Genomic DNA, 25,586 nt, shown 5'->3' with positions numbered 1-25,586 from the left:
GTTAAGCGCGCCGGATTCTACCGGTCGCACCATGACAATCCCTTACGGCACCGCGCCGTGGGGCGATCTGGCCTAATCCCGCGTTTGACGAATCTCACGGCAGGTTCGCTTCTTCCGAAGTGAACGCCATTCGCCGCATTTCGGATTGACCGATCCTGGAGACAACGACATGAACAAGTCCTTCGGTTCCTTCCTGCGCCGCGCCGCCTTCGTGGCCGCCGCCTTGATCGCCCCCTTCGCCGCCACCTCGGCACACGCCGCGCCCGCGGCCGAGCCGGCCGGGTCGAGCGCCTCCTGCCCCGAACTGCTCAATCGCTCGATGCCGCGGCTGCAGGATGAAAAGCCCCAGGCGCTGTGCCAGTACGCCGGCAAGGTCGTGCTGGTGGTGAACACCGCCTCCTTCTGCGGCTACACGCCGCAGTACAAGGCGCTCGAAGCCATCTCCGCGCGCTATGCGGACAAGGGGCTGGTGGTGCTGGGATTTCCATCCGGTGATTTCGGCAACCAGGAGTACGGCTCCAACAAGGAAATCGCCGAGTTCTGCGAGAACACGTTCAACGTCAAATTCCCGATGTTCAGCAAGAGCAGCGTCTCTGCCGGGAAAGCCGATCTGAACCCGCTGTTCGCCGACCTGGCCAAGCGCACCGGACAGGCGCCGAAGTGGAATTTCCACAAGTACCTGATCTCCCGCGACGGCAAGCAGGTCATGAGCTTCGCCTCCGGCGTCAGCCCCGACAGCACCGCCTTCACCCAGGCGCTGGACAAGCTGCTGGCGCAGCCGCAATGAGCGCTTCGGCGAGGTCGTGGCGCGCCAGTTCGGAAAATCCTGATCCAAACGGATCATTCAAGCTTGTAAAAACTGAAAAAGAAGGGCCGGTTGTGGCAAACCGCACGCCTGTCGCGAGGGGCCTTCATCAGGCTGAAAACTGTCCCGGCTAGCCGGGACACCGGTGACAGTTGCTCACTTTTTCGTTCATCGGCGGGATGACAGCGGCCGCGATGCGCTGCACCATAACGACTCGATCAACACATCGCTGACGAGAAACCGCAGCACCGACGACCCGTAGCAGCGCTCGCTTTGAGGACGCTTAAACGGGCCGGAAGGCGCAGCAGGCTTCGAGGACATTCCGGGTTTTCACCAGTCCCGTGAGCGATGGGGGTACAGTCGACGCAACCATTTCAGCCGCAAGACCTGCTTCCTCGTGAAGCTGCAATCCCGAGGCCTTTCTCCTCCTCCTCCCTCCCTCCCTCGTTGGCCAGGGGCGTCTTGAGGCTTCTTTTCTACCCAGGGCTTCCGCTTCGCGGAAGCCCTTCGCATTTGGGCCGCCCGCCAATGAAAAACGCGCCCGAAGGCGCGTTAGTTCCCGGTGGCGAGATCCGCCCGCTCAGGCCAGCCAGCCCTTGCGCCGGAAATAGATGAAGGGCGCCGCCACCGACGCCACCATCAGCCCGATCGCGAAGAAGTAGCCGTACTTCCAGTGCAGCTCGGGCATCGCCTCGAAGTTCATGCCGTAGACGCTGGCGATCAGCGTGGGCGGCAGCAACGCGACGCTCGCGACCGAGAAGATCTTGATGATCTTGTTCTGGTTGATGTTGATGAAGCCGACCGTCGCGTCCATCAGGAAGTTGATCTTGTCGAACAGGAACGCGGTGTGCGAGTCGAGCGAATCGATGTCGCGCAGGATCTGCCGGGATTCCTCGAACTGCTCGGCGTTGAGCATGCGGCTGCGCATCATGAAGCTCACCGCGCGACGCGTGTCCATCACGTTGCGCCGGATGCGGCCGTTCAAGTCTTCCTCGCGCGCGATCGCCGCCAGCACCTCGCCGGCCTCGGTGTCGTTGACGGCCTTCTTCAGCACCCGGGCGCTGACCTTCTCGAGGTTGTCGTAGATGCCCTCGAGCACGTCGGCCGAGTACTCCGCGTCCGCGTCGTAGAGCTTGAGCAGCACGTCCTTGGCGTCCTCGATCAGCGCCGGGATGCGGCGCGCGCGCAGGCGCAGCAGCCGGAACACCGGCAGGTCCTCGTTGTGGACCGAGAACAGCACGTTGTTGACCAGGATGAAGGCCACGCGCACGTTGCGCGGCGCCTCCATGTCGTCGATCAGGAAGTCGGAACGGATGTGCAGCTCGCCGTTGTCTTCCTCGTAGAAGCGGGCGGACTCTTCCAGGTCCTCGTCGACGATGTCCTCGGGAATCACCAGGCCGAAGCGCTGGCGGATCCAGTCCTTTTCCTCCGCGGTGGGCGACTGCAGGTCGACCCAGACCGGGTGGCGGTCGGCGCCCTCCAGCGAGGCCAGTTCGGCGGCGTTCGCGATCTCTTCCTGGACCATGCCGCCCTTGAGGCGGCCGTTATCCAGCGTGAACACATTCAGCATGCAGATCCTTCGTCGGCGGTAGCGCGCCCAGGCGAACGCGCAAGCCGGAGAGCGCGTTGACGGATCGATCGGGATCGCCGCGGCGCAGGAGAGTTGTCGGGAGCGGGCGGTGCCGGCGGGCGGCACGCGCGAAGGGGTATCGAAGGGGCCCGTCTCACTCCGGACAAGCGTCGCGGCGGCGCTGGATGCGCTTGAGCGGAACGCTCAGAGGCTGCGGCGGATTGACGCTGGAGCGGACGGCCACCGAGGGTGATCGCTGTCCAAGGGGGACTCCAGTAATCGGGACGCGGGATTATCACATCGCGCCTCCGAGGGCGGCAAGGAAGCGCCCCGGGAGAAGGGGGTGCCGCACAACATCCAGCATTCCAGCACGGACCTCGCCATGTCGCAAGGCGGGAATATTCGCCCCCAAACCTTGCTTTTGTTCTCTTGCCCGGGCGGTGGAACGGGAGCAGACTGGACCCGTCTTCTTCATCGATCTCGCCTCAGAACCCGCATGCCATCGGCCCTCGCGGCCTTCCGGGTCCCTCGCGGACCGTTCAATTCCGAACCATTTCCGACTCTCCATCCGCTTCCTCCGCGTCACCGGCCCGCAAGCCGGCGGCGTGCCCTCCGACCCTCGACAACTCCCACTGACCAAGACCCAGCCTCGCTCTTTTCCCGCGGCATCCGCCGCCGACTCCGACTCTGTTTCCGACCAAGCCCTTGTGAAAGGAGGCTTTATGAACCTGACCATCAGCGGCCACCATCTCGAAGTGACACAGGCTCTGCGCGAATACGTGCTGAACAAGCTCAGCCGGGTGCTCCGCCACTTTGACCAGGTCGTGGACGTGAACGTCCTGCTGACCGTGGAGAAGCAAAAGGAGAAGGATCGACGCCAACGCGCTGAAGTGACGCTGCATGTGAAGGGACGCGAAATCTTCTGCGAGCATTCGCACGAAGACCTCTACGCCGCCATCGACGAGCTGATGGACAAGCTGGATCGGCAGGTCTGCCGCCACAAGGACCGGGTGCAGAACCACCACCACGAATCGGTGAAGCGCATGGACCTGAGCGCCGGTTGAACGGCGAGCTGGACGCCGGCCCGGGCGCTTGCCTGGCCGGGGTCCTCCCGGGAACTCCGGGATTACCCGAAGCTCCCACCGCAAGGCGGCCCATCGGGCCGCCTTTTTGTCGACAATTGTTGCAATGCAACACCAGGCGCGACGTTTTCACAGGACCGTCGCATCCGTCACGCCCCCTGTCGGTAGCAGGATTCCTATAATCCGGTCCTTCAGTCCTCGAATCTGCGCCCTGCGGGTGCGCAGGCTGCTTCCCCAGCCAACCGGTCGTCGCGACCGGTCATTGCCCGATGAACCGTCTCGCCGCCATCCTTCCCGCCAGCAACGTGCTGGTCGATGTGGACGCTTCCAGCAAGAAGCGGGTCTTTGAACAGGCCGGGCTGCTTTTCGAGAACAACCATTCGATCTCCCGCGCCGCGGTCACGGACAACCTGTTCGCCCGCGAGCGCCTGGGCTCCACCGGTCTGGGTCACGGCGTCGCGATCCCGCACGGCCGGATCAAGGGCCTGAAGAATCCGCTGGCCGCCGTGCTGCGCGTGCAGCAGCCCATCGGCTTCGACGCGCCGGACGACGAGCCGGTCACGCTGCTGATCTTCCTGCTGGTGCCCGAGGCTGCGACGCAAAGACACCTCGAGATCCTGTCCGAGATCGCCGAGATGCTTTCCGACCGCGAATTGCGCGAGCGCCTGAAGACCGAAGCCGAAGCCGCGACCGTGCATCGCCTGATCGCCGACTGGGAGCCGCTGAAGTCGGTCGCCTGACCGCCCGCGACGCCCTCGCCCCGAACCTTCTCCCCAGCGCCCGCCCACCTTGAAAGCCACCTCGATCAGCGCGGACCGGTTGTTCGAGGAACACCGGGAGGCCTTGCGTTGGGAGTGGATCGCCGGCCACGCGCATCCTGAACGCCGCTTCGACGAAGCCGCGCTGCGCGACGCGCAGTCGGCCGCCGACCTGGTCGGCTACCTGAACTACATCCATCCGTACCGCGTCCAGATCGTGGGCCGCCGCGAGGTCGCCTACCTGAGCCAGGCCTCGGGCGACGTGCTGGACCGCCGCATCGCGCGCATCGTGACGCTGGAGCCGCCGGTGATCATCGTCGCCGACGACCAGGTCCCGCCGGACCGGCTGGTCGCGATGTGCGACCGCGCCGAGATCCCGCTGTTCACCACCGCCGAAAGCGCCGGCCACGTCATCGACCTGGTGCGCGCCTACCTGGCCCATGTCTGCGCGAACCGCACGACCCGGCACGGTGTGTTCATGGACATCCTCGGCCTGGGCGTGCTGCTGACCGGCGAATCCGGCCTGGGCAAGAGCGAACTGGGCCTGGAACTGATCAGCCGCGGCCACGGCCTGGTGGCGGACGACGCGGTCGACTTCTTCCGCATCGCGCAGACGGCGATCGAAGGCCGCTGCCCCGAGCTGCTGATGAACCTGCTGGAAGTCCGCGGCATCGGCCTGCTGGACATCAAGGCGATCTTCGGCGAGACGGCGGTGCGCCGGAAGATGCGGCTCAAGCTGATCGTGCACCTCGTGCGCAAGGAAACGATGGAGCGCGACTTCGAGCGCCTGCCCTACGAGCCGCTGTACGAAGACGTGCTCGGCATGCCGGTGCGCAAGGTCGTGATCGCGGTGGACGCCGGCCGCAACCTGGCGGTGCTGGTCGAGGCCGCGGTGCGCAACACCATCCTCCAACTGCGCGGCATCGACACCTACCGCGAGTTCGTCGAGCGCCACCAACGCGCCATCGAGCAAGGCCTGAACGACGCGAACTGAGCGTCCCGGCACGGCGCACGCGCCAAAAGCGAAGGGGCTCCATCGGAGCCCCTTGTCGTTGCCGCCGGCAGGTCGCCCCGCTCAGCGGACGTTCTTGTGCGGGCAGTCCTTCTTGACGCAGTTCGCGTACAGCGCGAGCGAATGCTCCTGCAGCTGGAAGCCGCGGTCGAGCGCGATCGCGTGCTGGCGTTCCTCGATCTGCGGGTCGTAGAACTCCTCGACGAAGCCGCAGGTCAGGCACACGAGGTGGTCGTGGTGATGGCCCTCGTTGAGCTCGAACACCGCCTTGCCGGACTCGAAGTGATTGCGCGACAGCAGGCCGGCTTGCTCGAACTGGGTGAGGACGCGATAGACCGTCGCCAGGCCGATGTCGGCTCGCTCATCGAGCAAAGCTTTGTAAACGTCCTCGGCGGTCATGTGCCGCTGTTGGGCGGTCTGGAAGATCTCGAGGATCTTGATGCGAGGCAGCGTGGCCTTGAGGCCGCTGTTCTTGATTTCGTCTGACCGGTTCATGGGGGTTGCGCCTGCGGGAGAGCGTGGGTGCGTGCCGCTAGAATCCCCGGATCATAGCCCTTGCGCCTCGGCCATTCCGCGCCATGTCATTGAATTCCCGTATCGCCCGCATCGTCCGCCGGAACGCTCCCGGCGCCGCGATGGCAGGCCTGGTCGTCGGTCTCCTGGCGCTTGGCGGTTGCTCGCAGATGCCCAAGTTCGACGCGCTGTCCGTCAGCGGCGACAAGGTGCTGGGCCTGGTGCGTCCGTACCGGGTCGAGATCGTCCAGGGCAACGTCGTCACCAAGGAACAGCTCGCCCTGATCAAGCCCGGCATGCCCCGCGCGCAGGTCCGCGACGCGCTCGGCTCCCCGCTGCTGACCGACCTGTTCCACGAGAACCGCTGGGACTACGTGTTCACGATCCGGCGCCAGGGCGCCGCGCCGCAGAACCGCCACATCCTGCTGACCTTCGACGGCGACAAGCTGACGAAGATCGATGCCCCGGACGACCTGCCGACCGAGAAGGAATTCATCGCGTCGATCAACACGCTGAAGGTCTCCGGCAAGGAACCCAAGCTCGAGCTGACCGAGGAAGAACGCAAGGCGCTGCCGCCGCCGGTGCGCACGGCCGCGGCCTCCGCGCCGGAGCCGATCGGCCCGACGCGCGACTACCCGCCGCTGGAGGCGCGCCGATGAGCCGTCTGCGGATCGCCGTCACCGGCGCGTCCGGCCGCATGGGCCGCATGCTGGTCGAGGCGGTGCTGGCGGCTGACGACCTCGAGCTGAGCGCCGCGCTGGACCGCGAGGGCAGCCCCGCCATCGGCCAGGATGCCGGCGCCTTCCTCGGCCAGGCGACCGGCGTCGCGATCACCAGCGACGTGAAGGCGGGCCTGTCCCGTTCCGACGTCCTGATCGACTTCACCCGCCCCGAAGGCACGATGGCCCACCTGGCGCTGTGCGCCGAGCTGGGCGTGCGCACCGTCATCGGCACGACCGGCTTCAGCCCCGACGAGAAGGCGAAGATCGGCGAGTTCGCGCAACGCGCCGCGGTGATGATGGCGCCGAACATGAGCGTTGGCGTCAACGTGGTGCTGAAGCTGCTGGCGCAGGCGTCCAAGGCGCTCGCCCAGGGCTACGACATCGAGATCGTCGAGGCCCACCACCGCCACAAGGTCGACGCGCCCAGCGGCACCGCGCTGAAGATGGGCGAAGTCGTCGCCGACGCGCTCGGCCGCGACCTCAAGAGCTGCGCGGTCTACGGCCGCGAGGGCGTCACCGGCGAGCGCGATCCGTCGACGATCGGTTTCGCCACCGTGCGCGGCGGCGACGTCATCGGCGACCACACGGTGATGTTCATGGGCATCGGCGAGCGCATCGAGATCAGCCACAAGGCCTCGAGCCGCGCCACCTTCGCCCAGGGCAGCCTGCGCGCGGCGCGCTTCCTGGGCGGGCGCAAGACCGGCCTGTTCGACATGAACGACGTGCTCGGCATCGCCTGAGCGCGACGCGATGACGGAACTCCTCCACCTCTGGCAAGCGGGCGACGGGGTCGCCCGTTTCGTTTCCCTGCTGCTGCTGACGATGTCGGTCGGCGGCTGGGTGCTGATCTTCTGGCGCGGCTGGGCGTTGGCGCGCGCGCGCGCCGACCTGCGCCGCGGCCTGCCGGTGTTCTGGGCCGCGCCCGACGTCGCCCAGGGCCGCGAGCAGCTGCGCGCGCTGGACCGCGGCGCGCTGATGCTGCCGCTGATCGACGCCGCGATGCAGGACAGCCCGGCGGGCACGCTGGCGGCCTCGGCGCAGAAGACCTCGCAACTGACCCGGCGCCTGCGCGACGCGCTGCATGGCGTGCTCAACGGCCTGAGCCGGGGCCAGGTGGTGCTGGCGACCATCGGCGCCACCGCGCCCTTCGTCGGCCTGTTCGGCACCGTCTGGGGCATCTACCACGCGCTGCTGAGCATCTCCTCGACCGGCAACTTCAGCCTGGACAAGGTCGCCGGCCCCGTCGGCGAGGCGCTGATCATGACCGCCGCCGGCCTGGCCGTGGCGATCCCGGCGGTGCTGGCCTACAACCTGTTCGGCAAGTGGGTCGCCGCCTGCGAGGCCGAGCTCGAAGGCTTCGCGCACGACCTGCGCGAACTGGCCGGCGGCGCCTGAGCGCCCTTCCCGACCACCGATCGCCGCCATGAAGTTCGGCCGCCTCGAACGCCGCGAAGCGCCCAAGCCGATGGGCGAGATCAACATGACGCCGCTGATCGACGTCATGCTGGTGCTGCTGGTGATCTTCATCATCGCGGCGCCGCTGATGGGCAGCGCGCTCAAGCTGGACCTGCCGCGGAGCGACGCCGCGGCGCCAGGACCCGGCGCGAGCTTCATCGCGCTGGCGATCACCCCCGATGGGCGGTACCTGCTGGGCGAGGAGCCGCTCGACGCCAAGGCCGTGCGCGAGCGCCTGGTGCAGCTGGCCAACCGCCAGCCCGAGGCCGAGTTGCGGCTCAGCGCCGACCGGTCCGTGCCCTACGGCCAGGTGGCGCAGCTGATCGGCTGGGCGCAGAAGGCCGGGCTGAACCGGATCGCCTTCGTCGCGGAGAACGGCGAGGGCGACGAGCCCGCGCCGGCGGCGAAGCGCTGATCGCTCACCCCCGCAGGGCGGCCCCCGCCAGGCGGATGGCCGGCCGCGCGGCGCCTCCTACAATCGGCGGCTACGTTGCCCGAGCCACCATGAACGAGAAATACGCCCCTTCCGAGGTCGAACAGGCCGCCCGCGATCACTGGAACGCCCGCGACGCCTACCGCGTCGTCGAGGACGCGTCCAAGCCCAAGTTCTACGCCTGCTCCATGCTGCCGTACCCGAGCGGCAAGCTGCACATGGGCCATGTCCGCAACTACACGATCAACGACATGTTGACGCGGCAGCTGCGCATGAAGGGCTACAACGTGCTGATGCCGATGGGCTGGGACGCCTTCGGCCTGCCCGCCGAGAACGCGGCGATGAAGAACAAGGTGCCGCCGGCCGCGTGGACCTACGACAACATCGCCTACATGAAGTCGCAGATGCAGGCGATGGGCCTGGCGATCGACTGGTCGCGCGAGATCGCCACCTGCAAGCCGGACTACTACCGCTGGAACCAGTGGCTGTTCCTGAAGATGCTGGAAGCCGGCATCGCCGAGCGCCGCACGCAGGTCGTGAACTGGGACCCGGTCGACCAGACCGTGCTGGCCAACGAGCAGGTCATCGACGGCAAGGGCTGGCGCTCGGGCGCGACGGTCGAGAAGCGCGAGATCCCCGGCTACTACCTGAAGATCACCGAGTACGCGGAAGAGCTGCTGGCCGCGGTGGCCGATCCGTCGGACAAGAACTACCTGTCGGGCTGGCCCGAGCGCGTGCGCCTGATGCAGGAGAACTGGATCGGCAAGAGCGAGGGCGTGCGTTTCGCCTTCCCGCACGCGATCGCCGGCGCCGACGGCCAGCCGATCCAGGGCGGCCTGCTGTACGTCTTCACGACGCGCGCCGACACGATCATGGGCGTGACCTTCTGCGCCGTGGCGCCGGAGCATCCGCTGGCCGCGCACGCCGCGGCGACGAAGCCGGCGCTGGCCGCGTTCATCGAGGAATGCAAGCAGGGCGGCACCACCGAGGCCGAGCTGGCGACGCAGGACAAGAAGGGCCTGGCGACCGGCCTCTTCGTCACGCACCCGCTGACCGGCGAGCAGGTCGAGGTCTGGGTCGGCAACTACGTGCTGATGAGCTACGGCGACGGCGCGGTGATGGGCGTGCCGGCGCATGACGAGCGCGACTTCGCGTTCGCGAAGAAGTACGGCATCGCGATCAAGCAGGTCGTGGGCGTCGAGGGCGAGGCCTACTCGACCGACGCCTGGGCCGAGTGGTACGGCGACAAGCAGCGCGGCGCCTGCATCAACTCGGGCGCGCTGGACGGCCTGACGCACAAGCAGGCGGTGGACAAGGTGGCCGAGCTGCTCGGCACCAAGGGCCTGGGCGAGAAGAAGACGACCTGGCGCCTGCGCGACTGGGGCATCAGCCGCCAGCGCTACTGGGGCACGCCGATCCCCATCATCCATTGCGACAGCTGCGGCCCGGTGCCGGTCCCGGAGAAGGACCTGCCCGTCGTGCTGCCCGAGGATTGCATCCCCGACGGCAGCGGCAACCCGCTGAACAAGCGCGCGGACTTCCTGGACTGCAGCTGCCCCAAGTGCGGCGCCGCGGCCAAGCGCGAGACGGACACGATGGACACCTTCGTGGACAGCTCGTGGTACTTCATGCGCTATTGCGACGCGACCAACCCGGAGCAGATGGTCGCCGGCGGCACCGACTACTGGATGCCGATGGACCAGTACATCGGCGGCATCGAGCACGCGATCCTGCACCTGCTGTACGCGCGCTTCTGGACCAAGGTCATGCGTGACCTGAAGCTGATCAAGTTCAACGAGCCCTTCACCAACCTGCTGACGCAGGGCATGGTGCTCAAGGGCGCGTTCTTCCGCAAGCCGGAAGACGCCGGCAAGCACTACTACTGGGAACACGAGGTCGACGTCATCCGCAACGAGCATGGCCTGCCCACCGGCGGCACGCTGAAGGCCGACGGCCTGCCGCTCGAGTACGAGATGACGACGATGTCGAAGTCCAAGAGCAACGGCGTCGACCCGCAGGCGCTGATCGACGAATACGGCGCCGACACCGCGCGCCTGTTCGTGATGTTCGCCTCCCCGCCGGAGCAGACGCTGGAGTGGAACGACGCCGGCGTCGAAGGCGCGCACCGCTTCCTGAAGCGGGTGTGGGGCTTCGGCGCGAAGCACGCGGACGCGATCAAGGGCGGCGGCGCGGACTTCGCGGCGCTGAACGGCGACGGCAAGGCGCTGCGCCGCGAGGTGCACCTGGTGCTCAAGCAGGTCTCGTACGACTACGAGCGCATGCAATACAACACCGTCGTCTCCGGCGCGATGAAGCTGCTCAACGCGCTCGAGGGCTTCAAGGCCGAAGGCCAGGCCGCGGCGGTGCGCGAGGGCTTCTCGGTGCTGCTGCGCGTGATCTACCCGGCCTGCCCGCACATCGCGCATGCGCTGTGGACGGAGCTGGGTTTCGCGGCCGAGCTGGGTGAGCTGCTGGACGCCGCCTGGCCGCAGGTCGACGAGTCGGCGCTGGTGCAGGACGAGATCGAGCTGATGCTGCAGGTCAACGGCAAGCTGCGCGGCGCGATCAAGGTCGCCGCGTCGGCCGACAAGGCGGCGATCGAGGCGGTCGCGCTGGCCAGCCCGGACTTCGAGAAGTTCGCGGAAGGCAAGGCGCCCAAGAAGGTCGTCATCGTGCCGGGCCGTCTCGTCAACGTGGTGGTCTGACGCCATGAAGCGCCGCGACCTGCTGTCCCTCGGAGCGCTCGGCGCGCTCGGTGCCACGGCCCTGCTGTCGGGCTGCGGCTTCGAGCTGCGCAAGGAGCCGGTCTACCACTTCAAGACGCTGGCGCTGACCGGCTTCATCCCGCATTCGCCGCTGGCGCAGGAGCTGCGCCGCCAGGTGCAGCGCAGCACGGTGCGCCTGGTCGAGGACCCGAACCGCGCCGACGTGATCATCGAGATCGAGCGCGAGGTGCGCGACCGGACCTCGGTGGCGACGACCGCGGCCGGGCAGATCACGGAATGGCAGCTGCGGCTGTCGCTGGACTATTCGCTGCGTACGGCGGGCGGGGACATCCTGCTGCCGCGCACCGAGCTGCGGCTGACCCGCGACATGAACTACAGCGAAAGCGCGGCGCTGGCCAAGGAACAGGAAGAGGCCTCGCTGCAGAAGGCGATGCAGGTGGAGGCCGTCGGCCTGCTGCTGCGCCGCCTGGCGGCGGTGCACCTGCCGTCCTGAGGCGCGCGCCTTCGTCCCACCTGTCCCATCCGCCCGATCACCCCCGACGATGCAGATCAAAGCCGAGGCCCTGGCCGCTCACCTGTCCAAGGGCCTGAAGCCGGTCTACGTCGTGCACGGCGACGAGCCGCTGCTCGCGCAGGAGGCGGCCGACGCGCTGCGCGCCGAGGCCCGCAAGCAGGGCTACAGCGAGCGCCAGGTCTTCATCGTCAGCGGCGCCTACTTCGACTGGGCGCCGGTGATCGCCGCGTCGCAGGCGATGAGCCTGTTCGCGGACAAGCAGCTGATCGAGATCCGCATCCCTGGCGGCAAGCCGGGGAAGGATGGCTCGGAGGCGCTGCAGCGCTACGTCGACGGCCTGCCGCCGGACGTGCTGACGCTGGTGACGCTGCCGCGGCTGGACAAGACGCAGCTGGGCAGCGCCTGGTTCACCGCGCTGGACGCGGCCGGCGTCTCGGTCAAGGTCGACCCGGTCGAGCGGCGCGAGCTGCCGGCCTGGATCGCGCGGCGGCTGCAGCAGCAGGGGCAGTCGGTCGCGGCCGGGCCGGAGGGCCAGCAGGCGCTGGAGTTCTTCGCCGACCGGGTCGAGGGCAACCTGCTCGCCGCCCACCAGGAGCTGCAGAAGCTCGCGTTGCTGCACCCGCCGGGCGAACTGGGCCTGCACCAGATCGAGGCGGCGGTGCTGGACGTGGCGCGTTTCGACGTCTTCAAGCTGAGCGAGGCGCTGCTGGGCGGCAAGGTCGGCCGGGTGCTGCGGATGCTCGAGGGCCTGAAGGCCGAGGGCGAGGCCGCGGTGCTGGTGCACTGGACGATGGCCGAGGACATCCGCGGCCTCAAGCGGGTCCATGACGCGGTGGCGGCGGGCAAGCCGCTGCCGATGGCGCTGCGCGAATCCCGCATCTGGGGGCCGAAGGAACGGCTGTTCGAGCGCATCGTGCCGCAGCTGCAGGGCGCGGCGCTGACGCGCCTGGTGGTGGCGGCGCAGGTCTGCGACGGCATCGTCAAGGGCTTGCGCCACCCGGAATGGCCCACCGATCCGTGGGAAGCGCTGGGCCGGCTGGCCCTGATGTTGGAGCAAGCCCTGCGACCACCGGCCCGCAAAACCCGCTATGGTTGACGCCATGTCGTCCACCTGGCGCCGCCGATGAGCCTCCACCGCTTCATTGCTCCCGCTGCCGGCCGGTCCGGCTTTCCCCCGCATCCCCCTTCGATCGACCCGCCGGTGCCCGCCACCGGTGCCCGCGCCGCCGCGAGCTGGCGCGCCGCGTCCGCGCTCGCGCTGACGGCCGGCGCGCTGTTCGGGGCCGCGCCGGCCCGGGCGGCGGACTGGACCATCCACGTCGTCGACGCCAGCGGCGCACCGGTGCCCGACGCGGTGGTCGCGGTCGAGCTCAAGGGCCAGCCCGCGCCGCCCGCCGTCGGCAAGTCCGCCGTCATGGCGCAGCGCGACCGGCAGTTCCAGCCCCAGCTGCTGGCGATCCAGACCGGCACCGCGGTCACCTTCCCCAACTTCGACACCGTCCGGCACCACGTCTACTCGTTCTCGCCGACGAAGAAGTTCGAGCTCAAGCTGTACTCGGGCACGCCGGCGGAGCCGGTGGTGTTCGACAAGGCCGGCGTGGCGCAGCTCGGCTGCAACATCCACGACCGGATGAGCGCGCACATCGTCGTCGTCGACACGCCGCTGTTCGGCATCGCCGACGCCAAGGGCGATGTCCGGCTCGACCTGCCTCCGGGCAGCCATCGCCTGCGCCTGTGGGCCGCGCGGCTGGGCAACGCGGCGCCAACGGTGCAGCCGCTGACGGTGGGCACGGGCGCGCCGGGCGTGCTCAAGGTCGAACTGAAGGACTGACGCGCCGATGCGCTGGCCGGACTTCCTCAACCTGCGGCGGCTGGAGGGGCGCATCGTCGCGCTGTTCCTGGCCCTGCTGCTGGTCGTGCAGCTGCTGAACCTGACCCTGATCAACCAGGGCATCAGCCGCAACGCGCGGGCCTCGGTGGCCGAGGAGCTCGAGGCCGGCGAGCGCATTCTGATCCAGCTGATCGACGAGGACAACGAGCAGCGCGGCCTGGTGGCCGACCTGCTGCAGTCGGACTACGGGCTGCGCCAGCTGGTGGCCGAGGGCATCCAGGGCGAAGAGCTGCGGGCGATGATGCAGGAGGTCTTCACCAACCTGAGCGCGCGGGGCGACGCCTCCTTCATCGGGTATGCGGACGACACCTTCAAGCTGGTGACGGCCACCGGCGAGATCGCCGCCAAGGTCGCGCCGCTGTTGCGCGGCGTGACGCGGCAGCAGCAGGGACGCACGCAGAGCCAGCTGCTGCTGCTCGACGGCAAGGCCTACCAGGTGGTGGTGGCGCGGATGCGGGCGGCCGGGCTGGGCGGCTGGATCTTCACCGGCTTCGAGATGAAGGGCGACCAGCTCGCGGAGCTCAAGCGCATCGTGCGCATCCAGGGCGTGCTGCTGGCGCAGTCGACGTCGGGGCAATGGCAGGTGCTGGCGTCGGTGCTGGACGAGGCGGCGACCGCGCGCGCGGTGCAGGCGCTGCCGGCCCAGTCCGCGGCGGAGCGCGGCGTGCAGACCTTCCACCTGGAGCTCGACGGCGAGCAGTTCCAGGCCCGGCTGCAGCCGCTGGCGCACGGGGGTGACATCGACAAGTCGGTGGCGATGCTGCTGCTGCGCTCGGTGGACGAGGCGCTGGCGCCGTACCGGCGGCTGCAGTGGATGCTGCTGGGCTTGAGCGCGGCGGGCGTGCTGCTGTTCGCGGTCGGCGCGGTGCTGACGGCGCGGCGCATCAGCGGTCCGGTGAAGGCGCTGGCGAGCGAGGCGCACCGGCTCGGCCAAGGCGATTACGCGCGGCCGGTGACGCGGCCGTCGAGCGACGAGATCGGCGACCTGGCCGAGGCCTTCGAGGCGATGCGCCAGGGCATTCGCGCGCGCGAGGAGGAGGTCAACCGGCTCGCGTTCTGGGACCCGCTGACGGACCTCCCGAACCGGGAGCAGTTCCACCAGGCGCTGGCGCGGCGGATGGCGGACAGCGACGTGCGCTTCTCGCTGCTGATGCTGAACCTGGACCGCTTCAAGCATGTCAACGACGTGCTGGGCCGGGCTTTCGGCGACCGCTTGCTGCGCGCGGTGGCGGACCGGCTGCAGCACCTGCTGAAGGACGAGGTGCGGCTGATCGCGCGGGTCGGCGGCGACGAGTTCCTGCTGCTGATCGAAGGCGCCGGGGCGACGCGGGCCGAGGCGATCTGCAAGCGCATCCAGCGTGATTTCGAGCGGGCGCTGAGCATCGACGACCAGACGGTGGACCTGTCGGCGGGGATGGGGGTGGCGCTGTTCCCGCAGCATGGGCGCGATCCGATGCTGCTGCTGGCGCGGGCGGAGCTCGCGATGCACGCGGCCAAGCGTGGGCAGAGCGGGTGCGAGGTCTACGCGCCGAGCATGGACGCGGCGAGCCAGGAATCGCTGTCGCTGCTGAGCGAGTTGAGACACGCGATCGACGCCGGGGAATTGCGGCTGTTCCTGCAGCCGAAGGTGGACCTGCACGGGCAGCGGATCTCGGGCGCGGAGGCGCTCGTGCGCTGGCAGCATCCGGAGCGCGGGCTGGTGCCGCCGATGGCGTTCATTCCCTTCGCGGAACAGACCGGCTTCATCCGGCAGATCACCGCGTGGGTGCTGCATGCGTCGGCCATGGCGTGGATGGAATTGCAGCGGGATGGCCTGGCGCTGCCGATCAGCGTGAACCTGTCGACGCGAGACCTGATGGACCAGGACCTGCCGATCAAGGTGGCGGACCTGGTGGCGGGCGTGCCGCCGCCGGCGCTGTGCCTGGAGATCACCGAGTCCGCGATCATGGACGACCCGCAGCGCGCGCTGCAGACGCTGGAGCAGCTGCATGCGCTGGGCTTCAAGCTGTCGATCGACGACTTCGGGACGGGGTACTCGTCGCTGGCGTATCTGAAGCAGCTGTCGGTGGACGAGCTCAAGATCGACCGCAGCTTCGTGATGAACATGGAGCGCGACATCGACGACGCGAAGATCGTGCGCTCGACGATCGAGCTGGCGCACAACCTGGGGTTGTCGGTGGTGGCGGAGGGGCTGGAGACGACGAAGCAGTGGACGCTGCTGCAGACCTTGGGCTGCGACCAGGGCCAGGGTTATTTCCTGTCGCGCCCGATGCCGGCCGAGCAGTTCGCGCAATGGCTGCGCGACTGGGAACCGCCGGACCTCGGCGACGCGCGCGCGAGCACGATCCTGGCGGGGTTGTGAGGCGCGCTGACCCACGCGAACAAATTCGCCCAGAGGTGCCCCCCTAGTTGGGGATGCGATCACCCCCTACCAAGCGATTTCCTTGCGATGGAGAGACCGAGATGATTCACGCCGATCTGGGACCTGAACTGGAGGCCATCGTGCTGAATCTGATCGAGAGCGGAAGGTATACGTCGCGCACGCAGGTGCTGCGCGAAAGCGAGGAATTGCAGGGCTGGCGGGATGCTCAGCTCCGGGAGTTCGATGCGTCGATCGAGCGAGGCATCGCTGACGCACGCGCGGGAAAGGGGATCTCCGTTGAAGAGGCTTTCGAGACGCTGTACAGCGAGTTCCCGACCTTGAGGCCTCGCGACGAATGAAGGTGCGCCTCCAACCGGAGGCATTGAATGACCTGCGCGAGATCGCCGCGTACATCGACCGAGCGAATCCCCGGCGCGCAGCGAGCTTCGCTGCGGAACTACGCGAAAAGATCGAGCAGCTCTCCACCATGGGCAGGTCCTTCAGGGTGGTGCCTCGCTATGCCGTCTCCGGCCTTCGACGGCGAGTCCACGGGGCCTACCAGATCCTCTACTTGGCCAACGAGGAGCTTGAGCGCGTGGACGTCCTGCGGGTCCTTCACTCCTCACGAAACCTCGCCGAACTGCTTCGCGCATTCGAGTAGGCCGCGGTGGCCACAGTCGCTGTCACCGCTCGCCGTTGACCGGTAGCCTCACCGTGAACCTGCCACCGCCCCATCGCGACACGCCAACCTCGATGCGTCCACCCGCGGCGCGCACGATGGCGTCGCACAGCGCGAGGCCGAGACCCGTTCCCTGGATGTCCGCCGCGCGCGCGCCGGCGCCGCGATAGAAGCGCTCGAACAGGCGCGCGCGTTCCTCCTCAGGGATGCCGTGGCCGTCGTCCTCGACGGACCAGGCCGCCTCGCCATCGACCACGTCCAGCGACACCAGCACCGATCCGCCCGCCGCGCCGAACTTGAGCGCGTTGTCGACCAGGTTGGTCGCCACCAGCATCAGCAGCTCCCGCGACAGGTCGGCCGTCGCCCCGTGCGCCGCGTCGAACGCGACGCGCAGGTCGATGCGTCGCCGCTGCGCCGCCGCACTCGCGCGGCGCACCACCTCCTCGAGGATCGGTGCGATCTCCACGGGCATCGAAGGCTTGGACTCTTGCCCGGCATCCAGGCGCGCCAGCGTCAGCAGTTCCTCCACCATCGTCGTCAGCCGCCCCACCTCGTCCAGGCAGGACCGCAGCGCATCGACGTATTCCTCCGGCTCCCGCGGCCGGCGCAGCGTGATCTCCAACTCCGTGCGCAGCCGCGACAGCGGCGATCTCAACTCATGCGACGCGTCGGCGGTGAACCGCCGCTGGGCCTCGAACGCGTGTTCCAGCCGCCCCAGCATGTCGTTGAGCGTGTCGATCAGCCGCCCGATCTCGTCGCGGGGTCCGGGATGCGGCAGCCGGTCCGACAAGGTCCGGTCGCCGATCCGCTTGGCCTGCCGCACGACATCGTCCACCGCGCCGAAGACGCGGCCGGTGAGCCCCGCCCCCGCCACCGTCAGCACGACCACCAGCACCACGCCCATCACCAGGAACATCCAGCCCGCGGACACCACCGCGTGGTCGACGTCGTCGAGCGAGCCCGCCACCTGCACCGTCAGCGCGCGGCCGCCGGGCACCGGGACCGACACGCGCCGCGTCGGCTCGTCGCCGAAGTCCAGGTTCTCGAACACCGTCTCGCCGCGCGCCAGCCGCGCCAGCAGCACGCCGTCGCTCGGCAGCGTCGCCGCGCCCAGGTTGGCGCTGCGCGCGAGCACCCGCCCATCGGCGCCGATGACCTGCACCAGCCGGTCCAGCCGCGCGTACGACGGCGGCGCGGCACCGGCGCTCGCCGCCTCGTGCACCGCCACCGGCAGGCCGGGATTGGCGGCGAGGATGCTGGCCTCCTGCTCCGCCAGCGCCAGCAGCGCGCCGTCGAGCTGGTCGCGCAGCGCGGCCACCAGGCTCAGGTAGGTCAGCGTGGCCGCGACCGCCAGCACCGCCGTCACGACGACGACGTGCACCAGCGCCAGCCGGCGGCGGAAGCTAAGCATCGTCGTCCCCGCGGATCCTGAAGCCGTGGCCGCGGACCGTCTCGATCAGCGGCCGGCTGCCGGCCGCATCGATCTTGCGGCGCAGCTTGCTGATGTGGGCATCGATCAGGTTGTCGATCGCCAGCGGATCGCCCTGCCAGATCTGCTCGACCAGCCGTTGCCGGGCGACGGCCACGCCGGGCTGGCGCATCAGCGCCTGCAGCAGCGCGAATTCCTTGGGCGTCAGCGGGATCACTTTGCCCCCGCGCGTCACCTGCTGCGAGGCCGGATCGAGCGCCAGGTCATCGGCCTTCAGCACCGGCGGCCGCGTCATCTCCGAGCGCCGCAGCAGCGCGCGGATGCGCGCGAGCAGCTCCTCGAACGCGAACGGCTTGGTCAGGTAGTCGTCCGCCCCGGCGTTGAGCCCGGTCACCCGGTCCGACAACGCGTCCCGCGCGGTGAGCATCAGCACCGGCACCTGCTGTCCGCGCTCGCGCAGGGTGCGGCACAGCGCGATGCCGTCGCCGTCCGGCAGCATCCAGTCCAGCACGATCAGGTCGTGGGTCGTGACGAAGGCCGCCTCGTCCGCTTCGGCGATCGTCCCGGCCTGGTCGACCAGGAACCCCTCCTCCCGCAGGCCGCGCGCCAGCAGGCGCGCCGCCTTGCGATCGTCCTCGACCAGCAGAATCCTCATCGCGCCCCTCCTCCCGTGCGGCGGCAGTCTCGCATGTCGTCAGGGCGCCGGCGCGCGGCCGACGCTCAGTTGCAGCCGCACCGTCGCGCCCGCCAGGTCGCTGCGCGCCTGGAGGTAGGCCAGGTAGGTGTCGTCGGCCGCACGCTGCGCCGACAGCAGCTCCAGCAGCGACGCCGCGCCGTGCTGGTACGAGGTCCGCATCCCCGCCAGCACGCGTTCCGCGTCGACCAGCGTGGCGTCGCGGTAGCGGGCCAGGTTGTCGAAGGCCGCGTGGACCTGCATGAAGGTGACCCGGACATCCGCCTGCGCCTTGAGCTCGGTCTGGCGCAGCCCCAGCATCGCCTGCGTGACCGCGGACTCGGCCTGGACCAGGTCGCCGCGCGCCAGGCGCGACACCGGGATCGGCACCGAGAGCGACAGCGACAGCGTGTTCGAGCGCGGCGACGGCGCCGTCGGCGAGCCATCCGCGGCCTCGCCGATGCGTCCGCGCGGCGTGTAGCCATAGCTGAGGCTGATGTTCGGATCGACGTAGCGGTTGGCGCGCGTCAGGTCGGCGGCGGCGCGCGCGGCGTCGAGCGCGGCGCGGGCGCCGAGCACGTCGTCCCGCGCGTCCAGCGCCTGCGTCACCAGCGTGTCGACGTCCCGCGGCGGCGGCTCGTCATGGAACGCGCACAGCGGCAACTGGTCGCCGAACACCTCGCGCCAACGCCGGCCGAGCGGCACCGAGAGCCCCTCCATCGCCGCCGCCGCGTCGGCGCGCGCCTTCACGACGGTCGCGAGGAACTGGTCGCGCTCATTGCGCGATTGCAGCAGCTCCAGGCCACCGAGGTCGCCGGCCCGATGCCGCTGCTCGTTCACGCGGACGATCTCGGACAGCGACCGCAACGAGGCCTCCTGCCGCTGCAGCGCCTCGCGGGAGCGGCAGGACTCGATGAAGGCGGCGGCCGCGTCGCCCGAGGCCTGGCGCCGCACGCCGTCCAGCGCGACCTCGCTGGCGCGCAGCTGGCTGCGGGCGACGTCGAGGCGGCGGTCGCGCTTGCCGCCGGTCTCGACGGTGTAGGACAGGCCGACGCTGCGGGCCAGGCGCGGCTTGGGATCGACCTCCCGGCTGAACTCGACCGGCCCGGCGCCCAGCGACAGCGTCGGATCCGGCCGCAGGCCGGCGATGGCGATGCCGGCCCGCGCCGAGGTCACCGCCTCGCGCTGCGCGGCGAGGTCGTTGCTCGTCTGCTCGACCGCCTCCAGGTAGCGCGCGAGCGCGACGTCGCCGGGCAGCGGGTCCAATGAGGCGGCACGCGCCTCGGGCACCGCAATCGCGGCGGCGGCCAGCGCGGCCGCGAGCCAGGACGCCGCGATCGGTCCGGCGATGCGGGCGAATCGGACCAGGCGGGCCATGCGCACGGCACGGCGATAGCGGACCAGGCGGTTCATGCGAGGGTCTCCGGAGCGGTGTCGTCATGGGCGCCGCGCGGGCCGTGCCGGCCGCGGGCGTCGGGCGTTTCGGGGGCGTCGGCGGTATCGGTCGCTGCCCGCCGCGCGGCGGCGGCTTCGACGCGCCGCTCGATCCAGTGGTACAGCGCCGGCAGCAACAACAGGGTCAGCAGCGTCGCGCTCGCCAGCCCGCCGACGACCACCGTCGCCAGCGGGCGCTGCACGTCGCTGCCCAGCCCGGTGGCCAGCATCGCGGGGGTCAGCCCGAACGCGGCCACCGTCGCCGTCATCAGCACCGGCCGCATGCGGCTGGCCGCGCCCTCGAGCACCGCCTCGCGCAGCGGCAGCCCGTCGACCTGCCGCAACCGGTTGATCTGCGCCACCATCAGCACGCCACCCAGCACGGCCACCCCGAACAGCGCGATGAACCCGACCGCGCTGGACACGTTCAGCGTCATCCCGCGCAGGTGCAGCGCGGCGAAGCCGCCGATCATCGCCAGCGGCACCACGCCCAGCACCAGCAGCGGCTGGCGCAGGTTGCGGAACTCGCCGAACAGCAACAGCAGCATCACGCCCAGCGTCAGCGGCAGGATCACCGCCAGGCGCTGCTGCGCGCGCTGCAGGTTCTCGAACTGCCCGCCCCAGGCCAGGTGGAAGCGCTGCCGGTCGAAGCGGACCTCGCGCTCCAGCGCCGGCTGGGCCTCCGCCAGGAAGCTCGACAGGTCGCGCCCGCGCGTGTTGAGCCGCACGATCAGGTGGCGCTCGCCCATCTCGCGGACGATGACGCTTTCCCCGACGGTGGTGCGGATGCGCGCCACGTCCGACAGCGGCACCTGCGCGCCGTTGGCGCCGGTCAGCCGCAGGTCGCCGATCGCCTGCGGGCTCTCGCGCGACGCCGGCGTGAAGCGCACCGTCATGTCGTAGCTCTTCTCGCCGACATAGACCTGCCCGATCGACGCGCCGCCGATGCCGGTCGAGATCAGGTGCGCCACGTCGGCCGCGTTGATGCCCAGCCGCGCTGCGGCCGCGCGATCCAGGTCGATGCGCAGGTTGGGCAGCGGCGGCTCGACGTCGACCGCCACGTCGGCCGCGCCGGGGATGCCGCGCAGCACCTCGGCCACGCGGCCCGCGATGCGCCGGCCCTCGTCGAGGTCGTCGCCGAAGACCTTGACCACCAGGTCGCTGTGCGCGCCGGACAGCTTGTCCTGCACGCCGTCGATCATCGGCTGCATGAAGGACACGGCGTAGCCCGGCATGCGGGCGTAACGCTCGCTCAGGCGCTGGATCAGCGCCTGCTTGCCGCCGGGCGTGGTCCAGGTGTCGTAGGGCTTGAGCCCGACGCTGGCCTCGATGTGGGACGGCGTCCAGTAGTCGGTGCCGTCGTCGTTGCGGCCGGTCTGCGTCACGACATGCGACACCTCGGGAAACTCGAGCGTGACGCGGCGCAGCTCGTCCGCCATCGCGGCGGCCTTGTCCAGCGTGATGCCGGGCGGCATCTGCACCTGGAGCCAGATCGAGCCCTCGTCCAGGTAGGGCAGGAAGTCGCGCCCGATCGTGCCGGCGAGCGCCACCAGCGCCACCGCCGCGCCGGCCACCGCCAGTGCCAGCCCCCGGCGCGCGCCGACGGCGCGGTCGAGGAACGCGGCATAACGGACCTGCAGCGCCTCGAGCGGCCGATTGCGGACCGCGGGCCGCGGCCGTCGGAACGCCAGCCAGGCCAGCGCCGGCGTCAACACCAGCGCGACCAGCAGCGCGCCCACCAGCGCCGCGCCGACTGCGTAGGCCATCGGGCTGAACAGCTTGTATTCGATGCGCTCGAAGGCGAACAGCGGCAGGTAGGCGGCGGCGATCACCGCCATGCCGAAGAAGATCGGCCGCGCCACCTGCAGCGTGGCCGCGATCGCGTCGCCCGGCGTCAGCGCCCGGCCCGCCTCGCGCTCGCGGCGGCGCAACAGGTGCTCGACGACCACGACCGCGCCGTCGACCAGGATGCCGAAGTCGATCGCGCCCAGCGACAGCAGGTTGGCCGGCACCTTCGCGTGGTGCATGAAGATGAACGCGGACAACAGCGCCAGCGGGATCGTCACCGCCACGACCAGCGCCGCGCGCGGGCTGCCCAGGAACAGCAGCAGCACCAGCGTGACGACGACCATGCCCTCCACCATCGTGTGGCCGACGGTGCGCGCCGTGGTGTCGATCAGCGTCGAGCGGTCCAGGTAGGGCACGACCTTGACGTCGCCGGGCAGCAGCCCGCCGTTGAGTTCGGCCACGGCCGCGTGCAACCCGTCGAGCGTGCGCGACGGGTTGGTTTCCTTGAGCAGCAGCACGATGCCCTCGATCGTGTCGCCGTTGCGGTCCTTGCCGAGGATGCCGCGGCGCTCGACGTTGCCGTAGCGCAGCCGGCCCAGGTCCTCGACCAGCACCGGCACGCCGCCGGTGCTCTTCACCACGACGTGCCCCATGTCGCGCAGCGAGGTCAGCAGGCCCACGCCGCGCACGACGTAGGTCTGCTCGCCGCGGTCGACGACGCTGCCGCCGCCGCTGGTGTTGTTGGCGTTGATCGCGTCGACCACCTGGCTCAGCGTCAGGCCGTACTGCGTCAGGCGCGCGGGATCGAGCTCCAGCATGAACTGCGTGGTCAGCCCGCCGAAGTTGGTGACGTCCACGACGCCCGCGACCTTCTTCAGGCGCGGGATGACGGTCCAGGTCTGCAGCTCGGACAGCTCGCGCAGGCCGCGGGTCGGGCTCTCGAGCGTGTAGCGGTAGATCTCGCCGGTGGGCGAGGTGTACGGGTCCAGGCCCGGCTTGGCGCCGTAGGGCAAGGTGAGGTCGGACAGGCGCTCCTGCAGCCGCTCGCGCGACCAGTAGCCCTCGACGCCGTCCTGGAACACCACCGTCACCAGCGACAGCCCGAACAGGCTGCGCGTGCGCAGCACCTGCATGCCGGGCGTGCCCAGCAGCGCGCGCTCGATGGGGATGGTGATCTGCTGCTCGACCTCCTCGGCGGCCAGGCCGTTGACCTGGGTGACGATCTGCGAGGTGACGTCGGCGATGTCGGGATAGGCCTCCAGCGGCAGCTGCCGGAAGCTGTGCACGCCGTAGAGCGCGGCGAACACGAACACCAGCCAGACGATGCCGCGGCGCTCGAAGCACAGGCGGACGAGGCGTTCAATCATTGAGCAGCACTCCCTCGCGCACGACGACGCGCTCGCCCGGCTTCAGGCCGGACAGGATCTCGACCGCGTCGCCCAGCGCCGCGCCGACGGTGACGTCGCGGGCGGCGTAGCGGCCGGGCGCGCGCTCGACGTAGACGCGGGTGAACAGGCCGTTCTGCAGCAGCGCGGAGGCCGGCACGACCGGGGCCTCGTGCGACGGGCCGGCGAAGAGCACCTTGGCGAACATGCCGGGGCGCAGGCGGCCGTCGGCGTTGTCCAGGATCAAGCGGACCTTGACGGTGCGGGTGTCGGTGTCGAGCACCTCGCCGAGGTAGCGCACGGTGCCCTCGCGCGGCGCGTCGGGATAGGCGTTCAGGCGCACCTGCGCGCGCTGGCCGACGAACACCTGCGCCAGGTCCTTCTCCGGCACCGCGGCCGTCAGCGAGACCTGGCTCAGATCGGCCACGGTCATCAGCGGCGCGTTGATGTCGTTCCAGTAGCCGCCTGGCGCGGCGCTCATCTCGATGACGCGGCCGGCCAGCGGCGCGCGCACCACCAGGCGCCGGCCCTCGGTCTCGCCGGCGCCCAGTTGCGCGAGCTTGGCTTGCGCCGTGCGCAGGTCGTTCTCGGCCTGGGCGCTCGCGAGCTGCGCGGCCTCGAGGTCCTTGCGCGCGGCGATGCCGGCGTCCAGGAGCAACTGCTGGCGGTCGAGGTCGCGGCGCGCCTGGGCGGCGGCGTCGCGGGCCTTGGCGGCGTCGCCGCGGGCCGCGCTCAGGTCGGCCGAGGCGAGCGTGACCAGCACGTCGCCCGCGCGCACCGCGTCGCCGAGGGCGCGATGCAGCTGCTCGATGCGGCCGCTGACCGGCGGCGTGATGCGCGCGAGGTGATCCGGCAGCGCCTCGATCGCGCCGGGCGCGGTGATCGGCTGCTCGACCGCGCGGCGCTGCACCGCGGCGACGACGAGCCGCTCGCGCAGCGGCGAGCGCTCGGGCACGACGACCTCGGCGCCCTCGTGGCGCAGCGTGGCCGCGGCGCCCGGCGCGGCGGACAGCGGGTCGGCCTGGGCGGCTTCGCCGTCGCAGCCGCCGAGCGTCAGCGACAGCAGCGGCGCGAGGACGAGCGAGGACGCCAGGGCGAGCGGGCGCGGGCGTGGGCGTGGACTCGTCGACGCGCGACGGGGCCTGAGGAGGGTCCTCATGAGGGGTTCTCCGAAGGAAGGGGGAGGAAGAGGGAGGAAGGGGGAACGAGCCGGCGGTCAGTCGCCGAGCGGCACGAGCAGCCCTTGCAGCGGGCGGCGCGGTGCGGGCGCGTGGTACGGCGCGTGGGTCTCGTGGGGACCGTGGAGGTCCATCAGGGCGGCGGTGCGGCGGGCGCGGCGGCGCGCCACGGCGAGGTCGACCAGGTCGCGCAGCGTGTCGCGGCGCGGGAAGCGGGTGAGGAAGTTCAGCATGAGGGGCTCCGGCGGCGACGGCCGCGGCCCCTCGCGCTCAGGCGCGGAGGATCCGGTCGGACGTCGCTCGCGATGAATGCGAGGAAAGGGTCGGGGCGGCTGGGGCCGCGGGACGTCGGGGACTAGGGTCGGGATCCATGAACGCTCCTGGGTGGTGGGGAAGGCCGGCTCGCCGTGGCGACGAGACGGGCGTCAGAGTACGAGGGGGTGCCTGAAGGTTTCCTGAACTTCCGGGCAGGCCGGCGCGGTCTTTCGCGGCTCGGAAGGGGGTCAGGTGTCGCGCGAACACCGACCTGTGCGAACAACTTCGCGGCAAGGGGGCCCGCTTGTTGGGGAGGGGGTCACCCCCTACGATGCGATTTCCTTCCGACGGAACGCTCGAGATGATTCACGCAGATTTGGGACCCGACCTGGAGGCCATCGTGCTGGATCTGATCGAAAGCGGAAGGTATGCGTCGCGCACGCAGGTGCTGCGTGAGAGCGAGGAATTGCGCGGGTGGCGAGAGGCGACGCTGAACGAGTTCCAGGACTCGATCGCGAGGAGCAAGGCCGCCGCCGCGGCCGGTGAAGGCGAATCCGTCCAGGCGGTCGTCGGCCCGCTGATCGCGGAGATCCGCGCAATGGGGAACGCCAGGAAATGATCGTTCGCCTCCTCCCGGAGGCGAAGCGTGATCTCCGAACAATCGGCTTGTACATCGCCAGGGACAACCCCGGACGCGCCGAGTCGTTTGTCGCCGAGCTCGGCATCAAGGCGGACGGCCTGTCCACCATGGCGAGCTCGTTCCCATTCGCCCGCCTCCCCCAGCATCCCGATGTGCGCCGCCGGCTGCATGGCCGCTACGCGATCTATTACTCCATCGACATCGAAGCTGCCTGCGTCGATGTCCACCGCATCGTTCATTCGTCGCAGGACATCGAGAGGCTATTCAATGAATGACCGAGCT

General features: G+C 69.8%; 25 protein-coding genes. 17 read left to right on the top strand and 8 right to left on the bottom strand.

Annotated features, from left to right (window positions below; translation table 11 throughout):
- Positions 1–169 precede the first annotated feature (169 nt).
- A complete protein-coding gene (locus N5D62_RS06030; protein WP_279756751.1) occupies positions 170–787 on the top strand; it encodes a glutathione peroxidase in 618 nt (205 codons plus the stop codon).
- A 598-nt stretch (positions 788–1,385) separates the two neighbouring features.
- Here N5D62_RS06030 and corA read toward each other — a convergent pair.
- Positions 1,386–2,375 carry a magnesium/cobalt transporter CorA gene (corA, locus tag N5D62_RS06025; protein WP_279756750.1) on the bottom strand — a complete coding sequence of 330 codons (990 nt, stop codon included), beginning with the start codon at positions 2,373–2,375 and terminating at the stop codon, positions 1,386–1,388.
- A gap of 722 nt (positions 2,376–3,097) precedes the next feature.
- Here corA and raiA point away from each other — a divergent pair.
- The 3 genes from raiA to hprK all read left to right on the top strand — a co-directional run bounded on the left by raiA (position 3,098) and on the right by hprK (position 5,209).
- Entirely contained in the window at positions 3,098–3,439 is a 342-nt protein-coding gene (raiA, locus tag N5D62_RS06020; protein WP_279756749.1) for a ribosome-associated translation inhibitor RaiA, read from the top strand.
- A gap of 287 nt (positions 3,440–3,726) precedes the next feature.
- Positions 3,727–4,197, top strand: a complete 471-nt coding sequence (gene ptsN, locus N5D62_RS06015) for a PTS IIA-like nitrogen regulatory protein PtsN (protein WP_091730784.1) — start codon at positions 3,727–3,729, stop codon at positions 4,195–4,197.
- Between the two features lie 49 nt (positions 4,198–4,246).
- Positions 4,247–5,209: an HPr(Ser) kinase/phosphatase gene (gene hprK / locus N5D62_RS06010; RefSeq protein ID WP_279756748.1), complete on the top strand. Its 963-nt coding sequence runs from the start codon at positions 4,247–4,249 to the stop codon at positions 5,207–5,209.
- An 81-nt stretch (positions 5,210–5,290) separates the two neighbouring features.
- Here hprK and fur read toward each other — a convergent pair whose 3' ends face one another.
- Positions 5,291–5,722 carry a ferric iron uptake transcriptional regulator gene (fur, locus tag N5D62_RS06005; protein WP_279756747.1) on the bottom strand — a complete coding sequence of 144 codons (432 nt, stop codon included), beginning with the start codon at positions 5,720–5,722 and terminating at the stop codon, positions 5,291–5,293.
- A gap of 188 nt (positions 5,723–5,910) precedes the next feature.
- Between fur and N5D62_RS06000 the strand changes: the two genes are divergently transcribed.
- The 11 genes from N5D62_RS06000 (at position 5,911) to N5D62_RS05950 (ending at position 16,504) form a co-directional block, all read left to right on the top strand.
- The gene (locus N5D62_RS06000; RefSeq protein ID WP_279756746.1) at positions 5,911–6,399 is read left to right on the top strand and encodes an outer membrane protein assembly factor BamE; all 489 of its coding nucleotides are present in this window, start codon (positions 5,911–5,913) and stop codon (positions 6,397–6,399) included.
- Positions 6,396–7,202 (top strand): 4-hydroxy-tetrahydrodipicolinate reductase, encoded by an 807-nt coding sequence (dapB, locus tag N5D62_RS05995; RefSeq protein WP_279756745.1) that lies wholly within the window; start codon positions 6,396–6,398, stop codon positions 7,200–7,202. Before N5D62_RS06000 ends, dapB begins: the two co-directional genes overlap by 4 nt.
- Positions 7,203–7,212: 10 nt before the next feature.
- Complete coding sequence (locus N5D62_RS05990) at positions 7,213–7,857, top strand: MotA/TolQ/ExbB proton channel family protein (protein ID WP_279756744.1); 645 nt, start codon at positions 7,213–7,215, stop codon at positions 7,855–7,857.
- A 28-nt stretch (positions 7,858–7,885) separates the two neighbouring features.
- Positions 7,886–8,332, top strand: a complete 447-nt coding sequence (locus N5D62_RS05985) for a biopolymer transporter ExbD (RefSeq protein WP_279756743.1) — start codon at positions 7,886–7,888, stop codon at positions 8,330–8,332.
- Between the two features lie 89 nt (positions 8,333–8,421).
- Positions 8,422–11,055: a leucine--tRNA ligase gene (gene leuS, locus N5D62_RS05980; RefSeq protein ID WP_279756742.1), complete on the top strand. Its 2,634-nt coding sequence runs from the start codon at positions 8,422–8,424 to the stop codon at positions 11,053–11,055.
- Between the two features lie 4 nt (positions 11,056–11,059).
- Positions 11,060–11,569, top strand: coding sequence for an LPS assembly lipoprotein LptE (gene lptE, locus N5D62_RS05975; RefSeq protein ID WP_279756741.1), 510 nt, complete (start codon positions 11,060–11,062; stop codon positions 11,567–11,569).
- A gap of 49 nt (positions 11,570–11,618) precedes the next feature.
- Complete coding sequence (holA, locus tag N5D62_RS05970) at positions 11,619–12,686, top strand: DNA polymerase III subunit delta (protein WP_279756740.1); 1,068 nt, start codon at positions 11,619–11,621, stop codon at positions 12,684–12,686.
- Between the two features lie 27 nt (positions 12,687–12,713).
- Positions 12,714–13,421, top strand: a complete 708-nt coding sequence (locus N5D62_RS05965) for a methylamine utilization protein (protein WP_279756739.1) — start codon at positions 12,714–12,716, stop codon at positions 13,419–13,421.
- Between the two features lie 7 nt (positions 13,422–13,428).
- Complete coding sequence (locus N5D62_RS05960) at positions 13,429–15,843, top strand: bifunctional diguanylate cyclase/phosphodiesterase (protein ID WP_279756738.1); 2,415 nt, start codon at positions 13,429–13,431, stop codon at positions 15,841–15,843.
- Between the two features lie 101 nt (positions 15,844–15,944).
- Positions 15,945–16,202, top strand: coding sequence for a type II toxin-antitoxin system ParD family antitoxin (locus N5D62_RS05955; protein WP_279756737.1), 258 nt, complete (start codon positions 15,945–15,947; stop codon positions 16,200–16,202).
- Positions 16,199–16,504 (top strand): type II toxin-antitoxin system RelE/ParE family toxin, encoded by a 306-nt coding sequence (locus N5D62_RS05950; RefSeq protein WP_279756736.1) that lies wholly within the window; start codon positions 16,199–16,201, stop codon positions 16,502–16,504. The genes N5D62_RS05955 and N5D62_RS05950 overlap by 4 nt, the downstream gene beginning before the upstream one ends.
- A gap of 22 nt (positions 16,505–16,526) precedes the next feature.
- Here the strand turns inward: N5D62_RS05950 and N5D62_RS05945 are convergent, their stop codons facing one another.
- From N5D62_RS05945 to N5D62_RS05920, 6 genes are read right to left on the bottom strand one after another with little or no spacing between them, the layout of a single operon-like run.
- On the bottom strand, positions 16,527–17,933 hold the full coding sequence (locus N5D62_RS05945; RefSeq protein ID WP_279756735.1) for an ATP-binding protein: 1,407 nt from the start codon (positions 17,931–17,933) through the stop codon (positions 16,527–16,529).
- A complete protein-coding gene (locus N5D62_RS05940) occupies positions 17,926–18,606 on the bottom strand; it encodes a response regulator transcription factor (protein ID WP_279756734.1) in 681 nt (226 codons plus the stop codon). The genes N5D62_RS05945 and N5D62_RS05940 overlap by 8 nt, the downstream gene beginning before the upstream one ends.
- 39 nt (positions 18,607–18,645) lie before the next feature.
- Entirely contained in the window at positions 18,646–20,037 is a 1,392-nt protein-coding gene (locus N5D62_RS05935; protein ID WP_279756733.1) for a TolC family protein, read from the bottom strand.
- Complete coding sequence (locus N5D62_RS05930) at positions 20,034–23,213, bottom strand: CusA/CzcA family heavy metal efflux RND transporter (protein ID WP_279756732.1); 3,180 nt, start codon at positions 23,211–23,213, stop codon at positions 20,034–20,036. Before N5D62_RS05930 ends, N5D62_RS05935 begins: the two co-directional genes overlap by 4 nt.
- On the bottom strand, positions 23,206–24,390 hold the full coding sequence (locus tag N5D62_RS05925) for an efflux RND transporter periplasmic adaptor subunit (protein ID WP_279756731.1): 1,185 nt from the start codon (positions 24,388–24,390) through the stop codon (positions 23,206–23,208). Before N5D62_RS05925 ends, N5D62_RS05930 begins: the two co-directional genes overlap by 8 nt.
- A 57-nt stretch (positions 24,391–24,447) precedes the next feature.
- Positions 24,448–24,642 (bottom strand): hypothetical protein, encoded by a 195-nt coding sequence (locus N5D62_RS05920; RefSeq protein WP_279756730.1) that lies wholly within the window; start codon positions 24,640–24,642, stop codon positions 24,448–24,450.
- Between the two features lie 422 nt (positions 24,643–25,064).
- Here N5D62_RS05920 and N5D62_RS05915 point away from each other — a divergent pair, with 422 nt between their 5' ends.
- The gene (locus tag N5D62_RS05915; RefSeq protein ID WP_279756729.1) at positions 25,065–25,283 is read left to right on the top strand and encodes a type II toxin-antitoxin system ParD family antitoxin; all 219 of its coding nucleotides are present in this window, start codon (positions 25,065–25,067) and stop codon (positions 25,281–25,283) included.
- A complete protein-coding gene (locus N5D62_RS05910; RefSeq protein ID WP_279756728.1) occupies positions 25,280–25,579 on the top strand; it encodes a type II toxin-antitoxin system RelE/ParE family toxin in 300 nt (99 codons plus the stop codon). Before N5D62_RS05915 ends, N5D62_RS05910 begins: the two co-directional genes overlap by 4 nt.
- Positions 25,580–25,586 lie beyond the last annotated feature (7 nt).

The sequence above is a fragment of the Mitsuaria sp. GD03876 genome (assembly GCF_029840635.1).
Lineage (GTDB): Bacteria > Pseudomonadota > Gammaproteobacteria > Burkholderiales > Burkholderiaceae_C > Roseateles.
The sequence above is the reverse complement of the archived record's forward strand: the minus strand, read 5'-3'. Positions and strand labels throughout refer to the sequence as shown.

Bases quoted from the DNA above. Each gene is read 5' to 3' on its own strand.
- N5D62_RS05925 (WP_279756731.1), bottom strand. From the start codon at position 24,390: ATGAGGACCCTCCTCAGGCCCCGTCGCGCGTCGACGAGTCCACGCCCA.
- N5D62_RS05940 (WP_279756734.1), bottom strand. From the start codon at position 18,606: ATGAGGATTCTGCTGGTCGAGGACGATCGCAAGGCGGCGCGCCTGCTG.
- leuS (WP_279756742.1), top strand. From the start codon at position 8,422: ATGAACGAGAAATACGCCCCTTCCGAGGTCGAACAGGCCGCCCGCGAT.
- N5D62_RS05955 (WP_279756737.1), top strand. From the start codon at position 15,945: ATGATTCACGCCGATCTGGGACCTGAACTGGAGGCCATCGTGCTGAAT.
- N5D62_RS05990 (WP_279756744.1), top strand. From the start codon at position 7,213: ATGACGGAACTCCTCCACCTCTGGCAAGCGGGCGACGGGGTCGCCCGT.
- lptE (WP_279756741.1), top strand. From the start codon at position 11,060: ATGAAGCGCCGCGACCTGCTGTCCCTCGGAGCGCTCGGCGCGCTCGGT.
- N5D62_RS06030 (WP_279756751.1), top strand. From the start codon at position 170: ATGAACAAGTCCTTCGGTTCCTTCCTGCGCCGCGCCGCCTTCGTGGCC.
- ptsN (WP_091730784.1), top strand. From the start codon at position 3,727: ATGAACCGTCTCGCCGCCATCCTTCCCGCCAGCAACGTGCTGGTCGAT.
- N5D62_RS05920 (WP_279756730.1), bottom strand. From the start codon at position 24,642: ATGCTGAACTTCCTCACCCGCTTCCCGCGCCGCGACACGCTGCGCGAC.
- N5D62_RS05935 (WP_279756733.1), bottom strand. From the start codon at position 20,037: ATGAACCGCCTGGTCCGCTATCGCCGTGCCGTGCGCATGGCCCGCCTG.
- N5D62_RS05945 (WP_279756735.1), bottom strand. From the start codon at position 17,933: ATGCTTAGCTTCCGCCGCCGGCTGGCGCTGGTGCACGTCGTCGTCGTG.
- N5D62_RS06000 (WP_279756746.1), top strand. From the start codon at position 5,911: ATGCCCAAGTTCGACGCGCTGTCCGTCAGCGGCGACAAGGTGCTGGGC.
- fur (WP_279756747.1), bottom strand. From the start codon at position 5,722: ATGAACCGGTCAGACGAAATCAAGAACAGCGGCCTCAAGGCCACGCTG.
- N5D62_RS05960 (WP_279756738.1), top strand. From the start codon at position 13,429: ATGCGCTGGCCGGACTTCCTCAACCTGCGGCGGCTGGAGGGGCGCATC.
- N5D62_RS05950 (WP_279756736.1), top strand. From the start codon at position 16,199: ATGAAGGTGCGCCTCCAACCGGAGGCATTGAATGACCTGCGCGAGATC.
- dapB (WP_279756745.1), top strand. From the start codon at position 6,396: ATGAGCCGTCTGCGGATCGCCGTCACCGGCGCGTCCGGCCGCATGGGC.
- N5D62_RS05910 (WP_279756728.1), top strand. From the start codon at position 25,280: ATGATCGTTCGCCTCCTCCCGGAGGCGAAGCGTGATCTCCGAACAATC.
- N5D62_RS05965 (WP_279756739.1), top strand. From the start codon at position 12,714: ATGAGCCTCCACCGCTTCATTGCTCCCGCTGCCGGCCGGTCCGGCTTT.
- holA (WP_279756740.1), top strand. From the start codon at position 11,619: ATGCAGATCAAAGCCGAGGCCCTGGCCGCTCACCTGTCCAAGGGCCTG.
- N5D62_RS05930 (WP_279756732.1), bottom strand. From the start codon at position 23,213: ATGATTGAACGCCTCGTCCGCCTGTGCTTCGAGCGCCGCGGCATCGTC.
- N5D62_RS05985 (WP_279756743.1), top strand. From the start codon at position 7,886: ATGAAGTTCGGCCGCCTCGAACGCCGCGAAGCGCCCAAGCCGATGGGC.
- raiA (WP_279756749.1), top strand. From the start codon at position 3,098: ATGAACCTGACCATCAGCGGCCACCATCTCGAAGTGACACAGGCTCTG.
- corA (WP_279756750.1), bottom strand. From the start codon at position 2,375: ATGCTGAATGTGTTCACGCTGGATAACGGCCGCCTCAAGGGCGGCATG.